Source organism: Micromonospora phytophila, assembly GCF_023656545.1.
Classification (GTDB): domain Bacteria; phylum Actinomycetota; class Actinomycetes; order Mycobacteriales; family Micromonosporaceae; genus Micromonospora; species Micromonospora phytophila.
In genome coordinates, this window is record NZ_JAMOKF010000280.1 from 1 (window position 1) to 7,294 (window position 7,294).

Genomic DNA, 7,294 nt, shown 5'->3' on the forward strand with positions numbered 1-7,294 from the left:
CGGCCCTGATCGCGCAGCGCCTGCTCGGCCCGGGGGCCCACGTGTTCGCCCCGGCGGCCGCGGTCGGGACGATCGCCACGGCCATCGGCCAGCGGACCCGCCGTACCTTCGAGCTGCTCGCCGGGGTGGGGCTCGGCATCGTCATCGGCGACGGTCTGCGGTTCCTGCTCGGCTCCGGTCCGTGGCAGACCGGGGCGGTGGTCGCGCTGGCGGTCGTGACCGCGTTGCTGGTCGCGGGCCGGGGCGGGGCCCTGGTGGGGCAGGCCGGCGGTACCGCCGTCCTGATCGCCACGCTGGCGCCGATGGAGCGGGGCCTGGAGCTGCCCCGCATCTTCGACGCGCTGGTCGGCGCCGTGGTCGGCATGCTGGTGGTGGCGGTGCTGCTGCCGATCAACCCGATGCGGGTGCTCGACCGGGCGGCCGCCCCGATCTTCGCCGCTCTCACCGACCAGCTGTCCGCGGTGGCGCGGGCCCTGTCCGCGCGGGACGCCGACGCGGCGGTCGGGGCGCTGGAGCAGCTGCGGGGGCTCGACGCGGACGTCCAGCGGCTGCACGAGTCGCTCAGCGGCGCCGAGGAGGTGGTCACGCTCGCGCCGGCCCGTTGGCACCGCCGGGCGCACTTTCACCGGTACGCACGCGGCACGGAGCACCTGGAGCGCCTGATCCTGGGCACTCGCGCACTGGCTCGCTGGACCGCGACCGCGCTCCAGTACGGCGAACCGGTCCCGACGCGGCTGCCGGACGCCGTGCAGCGGCTCGGCGACGCCGTCGGCGAACTGCGCCGCGAATGCCGGGCGGGCCGGGAGCCCGAGCGGACCCGGCAGCTCGTGCGGGAGAGCGCCCGCCTGACCGGCCGGGCCTGGGGCGAGGGCGTGCGCTCCTTCGGTGACGCGCTCGTCACCGACCTGCGCACCGCCGCCAGCGACCTGCTCAGGGCAACCGGGTACGAACCGGACGACGCCAACCGGATGGTCCGGCAGGCCTTCACGGCCGGTACCGCCGAGGTGCGCCCGCCCGTCCGACGACACCTGCAACGGCCGGCGCGGCGTACCAGGACCTCCGCCGCCCGGCGGCGGGCCCGCTCGACCCCCACCACCTGAGCACGGTGACCCGGCGGACGAGCCACCTGGACGCTCGGGCGGCCCGGTCCGAGGGCGCGCCGACCGGTCAGGAGTTGGCGACGACCCGGCTGTCGTGCAGGCCCCGTTCGTGTCCCCCCACGGCTCGGAACCGCTGCGGATGCCGGATCGAGAGTGGGGCAGTAGGTGGACCGACCCGTTCAAGGGGCTGCCGGGATCCACGTCGGTCGCGACAATGAGGACGAGCCGCCGTCGCGGCATGCTCGGCGGGGCGGTCGGCGGGTGACTCGGCGGGTGACCAGGAGGACCAGGGATGCGCGACAGTGAACGTGCGGCCGCACTGCTGGACGCGGAGCGGCGCCTGCAGGCCGCCCAGCGGGCCGGGGACGTCGCCGCGCTCGACCAGTTGCTCGACGACCGCCTGGTCGCCATCGGTCCCGACGGCGCCAGGCACACCAAGCAGGACGACCTGACGGCCCACCGGAGCCGGACCTCGATCATCGACAACCTCGTCGAGGAGGAGTTGGAGCTGATCGTCGCGGGGGCGACCGGGGTGACGTTTTTTCTCGGCCGGGTGACCGGGGTGCTCGACGGATCGCCCTTCGCGGCGAGGCTCCGGTACACCCGGACGTGGGTCCACGACGACGAGCGGGGCTGGCGGATCCTCGCGGCGCACATCAGCGCCGTGTGAGCGGTGTGGTCGACGGCAACGCCTGCGCGGTGAGCTGACCGCGTCGGACGGAGGGGAGCGTCGTCCGGGCTCGGCTTGGCACGGACTCGTCGGGCCTCAGGACCAGCGGCCTACCGGTCCGCGGCGCCGGGTCGTGCCGCGGCGCCGGTGACCATCGCGCCGGGGCGCGGTGGCTACAGCCGGTGCCGGACCCAGACGTTCGGCTCGACGTAGACGGCGTGGTCGTGCGCCACGTCGCAATGCACCGGCACCAGCGCCCCCGGCACGTGCACCGGTCCGCTGGTGTCGAACGGCAGGCCGGTCCAGCGGCGCCAGTCGGCGAGGGTCCCGCTGATCATCATCGACCGCGTGGCGACCCGTTCGATGCGCCCGCCCGCACGCACGTGCACCCGCAGCCACGGGTCGACCGGCAGACCGTCGTCGCGCAGTTGTGCCGCGTACCCGGTCATGGGCAGGTCGGGGCGGGCGTGCTTGCCGCTCGGGCGGACCGGGGCGACCAGCGTGTCGTACCCCAGCCGCGCCACGGCCCGCCGCATGGCGCCGAGCATCAGGGCGGACAGCCCTGCGCCGCGCCGGTCGGGCCGGACGCAGATCTCGATCGCCGAGACGAGGTTCGGGGTGGCGCCGGTGAGGCGGGTGATGGCGGCCCGCTGGATCACCCGGTCCCAGCCACCGTCGGGAAGCTCCGGCTCCGTCCAGCGCAGCGGCACGGCGTACGCCCGGGCGACGGCGCGGCCCGGATCGGTGGAGTCGACGGCGGCGAACACGAACTCGGGATACAGCTCGTGGGCGACGTTGTAGTACACGGCGCCCATCGGGTCCCAGAGCATGAACTGCGGCCACGCCCCGTCGAAGTCCTCGTCGAACAGGGGTGCGAGGTCCGGACGGTCCGCCAGGCTCACGATGTCGATCGTCACGGCGGAACGGTAGGGTGTCGAGCCGTCCGCCGCACGCCATTTAGCGGCGTCGAGAGCGGGCGGTGGTGTCGAACCGATCACCTGGTGGCAGTTTGGTCGGCGGTCTCCTACGGTGAGAGAGTCGTGGGGGAGGTGGGGCTGGTGGACGCGGGCCCTGCCGTGCGCTGGTTGCAGCTCGCCGCGCCCCGCGGCGGGCCGGAGGAGCTGCCGCTGCTGGTGGCTCAGGCCGCCCCGACGATCGGCGCGACGGAGATCGTGGTCTATCTCGCCGACTACACGCAGTCCCGTCTGGTGCCGCTGCTCGGCCCCGGCATCGTCCGGGACGAGCTGTGGATCGAGACGACCCTCGCCGGCCGGGCGTTCACCAACCTCGACGTGCAACGCGCGGCCGACGACCCGGATCGGATCTGGCTCCCCCTGCTGGTCGGCTGCGAACGGATCGGTGTGCTGGAAGTCGTCTCGCCGGCCGCGGGCGATCAGGCCCTGGAGGGGCCCGCGCGGGAGCTGGCAATCAGCGTCGCCCAGGCGCTGGTGAACCGCCGGCCCTACGGTGACGTCGTCGAGCGGTTGCGGCGGCGCCTTCCGATGCAGGTCGCCGCCGAGATCGTGTGGGGACTGCTGCCGCCGCTGACCTTCGCGACGGACGACACGATGATCACCGCCATCCTCGAACCCTGTTACGACGTCGGCGGGGACATCTTCGACTACGCGCTCAACGGCGACGTGCTCAGCGTCGGGCTCTTCGACACCTGCGGGCACGGCATCAAGGCGAGCACGCTGGCCTCACTCGTGGTCAGCAGTTACCGCAACGCCCGCCGGTGCGGGCTCGACCTGGTCGACACGGCGATCAGCATCGACAAATGGGTGCGGTCGGAGCATCCGAACTACTTCGCGACCGGGCTGCTCGCCGAACTCGACCGCGTGACCGGCCGGTTGCGCATGATCAACGCCGGCCATCCCGGTGCGCTGCTGCTGCGCGACGGCAAGGCGATCCGGGAACTGCCGGGCCCGACCGCGCTGCCCCTGGGCCTCGGTCACCTGTCGGCACGCCGCCCGCAGGTGTACGAGGAGGAGCTACACCCGGGCGACCGCATCCTCGCCTACACCGACGGCATCACCGACGCGCGCGGTGCAAGCGGTGAACGGTTCGGGGTGGACCGGCTCGTCGACTTCGTCCACCGCGCGCTCAACGACCAGTTGCCCACCCCGGAGACCATGCGTCGTCTGGTGCGCGCCGTCGTCGAGTACCAGGATGACCAGCTCGACGACGACGCCACGGCGATGTTCCTGGAGTGGCGCCCGCCGCGCAGCCCCCTCGCCCACCTCCGCGAGCTCGCCGCGCCCGGCCCCTGAACCGGACGTCGACGCCGTGGCGCTGCGGCGTCCCCGTCGCATCCGCCGGGCGGGCCGCGGATGACGCCGGCGGCGGTCCGCCGGCAGCGTCGACGGGCCACCGAGGTGGCTAGGCTGCTGGCATGGCAGACGAGGGCGTCCGGAGTGAGCACGCTGCCGCGGCGCCGCGGATGTCGGGTGGCCCGGTCGTGGCGGCGGTGCGTCAGATCCTGGCGGCCTTCCCGGCCGGGTGTTCGTGGCTGCTGCCCGTGACCGAAGAGGACGGGCAGGTCGTCGACTTCCGGGTCGCGGCGACCAGCGACCGGGGCGACGACGTCTACGGCCGTGGCGCCGGCCGGGTGGGCGGGCGGCTCAGCGAGCTCTATCCGAGCATGGTCGGCGGTCCCTTGTGGCGGATGTACCACCAGGTGATGGCGGACGGCGCGCCGGCGCGGGTGCCCGATTTCCGGTACGAGGGCAAGCGCGCCGGTGTCGTCGCGGACTCGCTCTTCGACGTCAGCGTGCACCGGGTGCTCGGCGGCCTGCTGGTCTGGTGGCAGCGGCTGGATGAGGACCAGCGCCGCCTGGAGCGGACGGAGCTGCTGGGCAGCCTCGGCTGGGCGGAGTACGACCTGGTCACCGGCCGCAGCGAGTGGTCGCCGGGCATGTATCGGATCTTTGAACGCGATCCGGCGCTGGGCCCGATGTCCCGGGCGGAGCAGTCCGCGGCCGTCGTCGCCGACGACCACGGGTTGCGGGAGGCCGCCTGGCAGACGCTGGACAGCGGCGCGGCGTCGGACGTCACGGTGCGGTTCCGGACCGGCGCGTCGGTGAAGTACCTGCGGATCCTGTCGGACATCGCCCGGGACGCGGACGGTGTGCCGGTGAAGATCTACGCCGTGGTGCAGGACGTGACGGCGCGGGTGGACTCCCGTACCGCCATCGAGCGGCTCGGCGACCAGTTGCGTACCCGGGAGATGACCGCGCTGGCCGAGCACCGCCTCGCCGGGCAGCTGCAGAACCTGATCCAGCCGGTGCCCCGGGAACCGTTCTCCCTGGCGGGCCTCGAGGTGCTGGTCGGATACCTGCCGGCGGAGAGCGCCCTGCAGGTCGGGGGCGACTGGTACCACGCGCAGACGCTGCCGGACGGGTCGGTGGTGCTCGCGGTCGGCGACGTCGCCGGTCACGGCCTGGAGGCGGCGAGCGGCATGGCGCACCTACGATTCGCGCTGGTCGCGTGGCTGTCGATCGGCATCCACGACCCGGGAGCGCTGCTCGGGCACATGAACCGGCTCTGCGGGCAGCTGCGGATCACCGCGACCGCGGTGGTCGCGGTGTACGACCCGGCGACGAGGACGCTGTCCTGGGCGCGCGCCGGGCACATGGCGCCCCTGCTGTCCCGCGCGGGGGCCACCGAGGCGCTCGACCGGCCGTCCGGGTTGCTGCTGGGCGCCGACGGCGGCGCCACCTACCCGGTCGTCACCCCGCGGCTGCGCGGCGACGACCTAGTGCTCTTCTACACCGACGGGCTCGTCGAACGGCGGGCGGACAGCACCGCCGACCTGCTGGGCGCGGTGACGCGGACCCTGTCGGTCCTGTCCGTGCTGCCAGGGGAGCAGACGCTGGCGCGGCTGCGGGGTCTGCTGCACCAGGCCAGTCCGGACGACGACACCTGCACGTTGGCCGTCCGCGTGCTGCCCTGACCCGCTGTGCTGCCCTGACCCGCTGCCGTTACAGCCGGAACCGGACCCGCACCACGGTCCCCTCCGGGCTCGCGAAGACCGCGACCTCGTCGCAGACCCGGGCGACGATCGCCAGTCCCCGGCCCCGTACGGCGTCGGCCGTGGGCATGTCACGGTCGAACGTCCGCAGCGTTCCCTGGTCGACGACGTCGCAGACGAGCCGGCCGGGCTCGGCCCACACCCGGACGAGCCCACCGGTGGTGGTGTGCTGCAAGGTGTTGGTCGCCAGCTCGGTGACCGCCAGCGCCAGCAGGCCCACCCGGTGCGGTGGCAGGCCCTCGGCCAGCGCGCGGGCAGCCACGAAGAGGCGCACCGCCGTCAACTCGTGCGCCCCGGTGTACGACATCGTCGCGGAGGTCGCGGTGGCGGACCGGCCGGTCATGGTGGGGCCGGTCGCCGGCCGAAGATCCGTCACTGGCGCGACGGGGCGCCGTCGTCGGCGGGGGCACGCAGCAGCTCACCCACACCGGTGATGTCCAGGACGTTCGCCACCATCCCCGTGGCGTTGACCAGGTAGAGCCGGCCACCGGCCCGGCGGGCCGCGTGGTGTGCGGTGACCAGGCCGTGGATGCCGGTGGAGTCGAGGAACGTGAGCCCGCCCATGTCGACGACGACGATGTTCGCGCCGGCCACGGCGGCCATCAGCACGGATGTCAGTTCGTCCCGGGCGGCGAGGTCACACTCACCGGCCAGCCGCACGACCGTCCGGCCGTCTTCGTTGGACGTCCTCGTCTCGAAGTTCGCCATCCGATGGCTCGTCCTTCCCTGGGCGGAGCAACGGCTGCGTCGGCCACATGATGTCACCTCCCCGACGAGCCGCCACGTCATCTCCGCGCGGCGCGGCCGGCGGGCGAAGATGCGGGGGATTGGCCGAGCCTCGGTGCGGTTGGGTGCATGGCGCGCCGGGTGTCCGAGTCGGGGCCCTGATGATCAGTTGATGGAAAACCGTCGAGGAAGGGGCCTTCGCGACGGTTTTCCATCAACTGATCATGGGGCGTGTCGGGCCGATCGGTGGGTTGGGTGGTTGATGGTCGGGTGTCCGGTTGTGGGGTGTGACCGGGGGCATCGTGGGTGCGGAATCGTGGCCGGCCGGGGGTCGTTACACCATGGGTACGGCCGAGCAGGGCGCGCCGCCTTCAGGTGGTGTGGCCGGGCCCCGGATCCACGGAATGACGGTGGCCGGCCGGTCGTTACATCCCCCGGACGATCGAGCAAGGCGCACCGCGTAAGAGGGTGTGGCCGATCCCGGGCCCCCGGAATGTGGGTGGCCTGCCGGTCGTTACCCATGGTCCGGCCCCGCGAAGGGCATCCCCCGCCCCGCGAGCGCGCCGGTTCTGAGATTGACTTTCCCCTTGTTTTTGAGCGCCGGACGGTGCTTGCGCCCTGCTGACCCCCATCGGTTGGGCGCCAACCCCCGAAGGAGCAACTTCTGATGAACACGATCATGCGTAAGAGCGTTCTGGGTATTGCTGGTCTGGCCTTCGCCGGTGGCGTGTTCGCCGGCCCGGCCACCGCTCACGCCGCTCCGGCGGT

Annotated in this window: 7 protein-coding genes; 4 read left to right on the forward strand and 3 right to left on the reverse strand. The window is 73.1% G+C overall.

Going from position 1 to position 7,294, the window contains the following annotated elements; all coding sequences use genetic code 11:
• A partial coding sequence (locus tag NCC78_RS24605) for an FUSC family protein (protein WP_250797346.1) occupies positions 1–1,100 on the forward strand: 1,100 nt, incomplete at its 5' end.
• 292 nt (positions 1,101–1,392) lie between these two features.
• A complete protein-coding gene (locus tag NCC78_RS24610; protein ID WP_250797347.1) occupies positions 1,393–1,770 on the forward strand; it encodes a nuclear transport factor 2 family protein in 378 nt (125 codons plus the stop codon).
• A gap of 173 nt (positions 1,771–1,943) precedes the next feature.
• Here the strand turns inward: NCC78_RS24610 and NCC78_RS24615 are convergent, their stop codons facing one another.
• A complete protein-coding gene (locus tag NCC78_RS24615) occupies positions 1,944–2,687 on the reverse strand; it encodes an N-acetyltransferase (protein ID WP_250797348.1) in 744 nt (247 codons plus the stop codon).
• A 141-nt stretch (positions 2,688–2,828) separates the two neighbouring features.
• On the opposite strand from NCC78_RS24615, the gene NCC78_RS24620 reads away from it, so the two are divergent.
• Together NCC78_RS24620 and NCC78_RS24625 are read left to right on the forward strand one after the other, a co-directional pair.
• The gene (locus NCC78_RS24620) at positions 2,829–4,040 is read left to right on the forward strand and encodes a PP2C family protein-serine/threonine phosphatase (protein WP_250797350.1); all 1,212 of its coding nucleotides are present in this window, start codon (positions 2,829–2,831) and stop codon (positions 4,038–4,040) included.
• Positions 4,041–4,162: 122 nt separating this feature from the next.
• Complete coding sequence (locus tag NCC78_RS24625; RefSeq protein ID WP_250797351.1) at positions 4,163–5,722, forward strand: PP2C family protein-serine/threonine phosphatase; 1,560 nt, start codon at positions 4,163–4,165, stop codon at positions 5,720–5,722.
• A gap of 28 nt (positions 5,723–5,750) precedes the next feature.
• On the opposite strand, the gene NCC78_RS24630 is transcribed toward NCC78_RS24625, so the two are convergent.
• Positions 5,751–6,176, reverse strand: a complete 426-nt coding sequence (locus tag NCC78_RS24630; protein WP_250797352.1) for an ATP-binding protein — start codon at positions 6,174–6,176, stop codon at positions 5,751–5,753.
• The gene (locus NCC78_RS24635; protein ID WP_250797353.1) at positions 6,173–6,508 is read right to left on the reverse strand and encodes an STAS domain-containing protein; all 336 of its coding nucleotides are present in this window, start codon (positions 6,506–6,508) and stop codon (positions 6,173–6,175) included. The genes NCC78_RS24630 and NCC78_RS24635 overlap by 4 nt, the downstream gene beginning before the upstream one ends.
• Positions 6,509–7,294 lie beyond the last annotated feature (786 nt).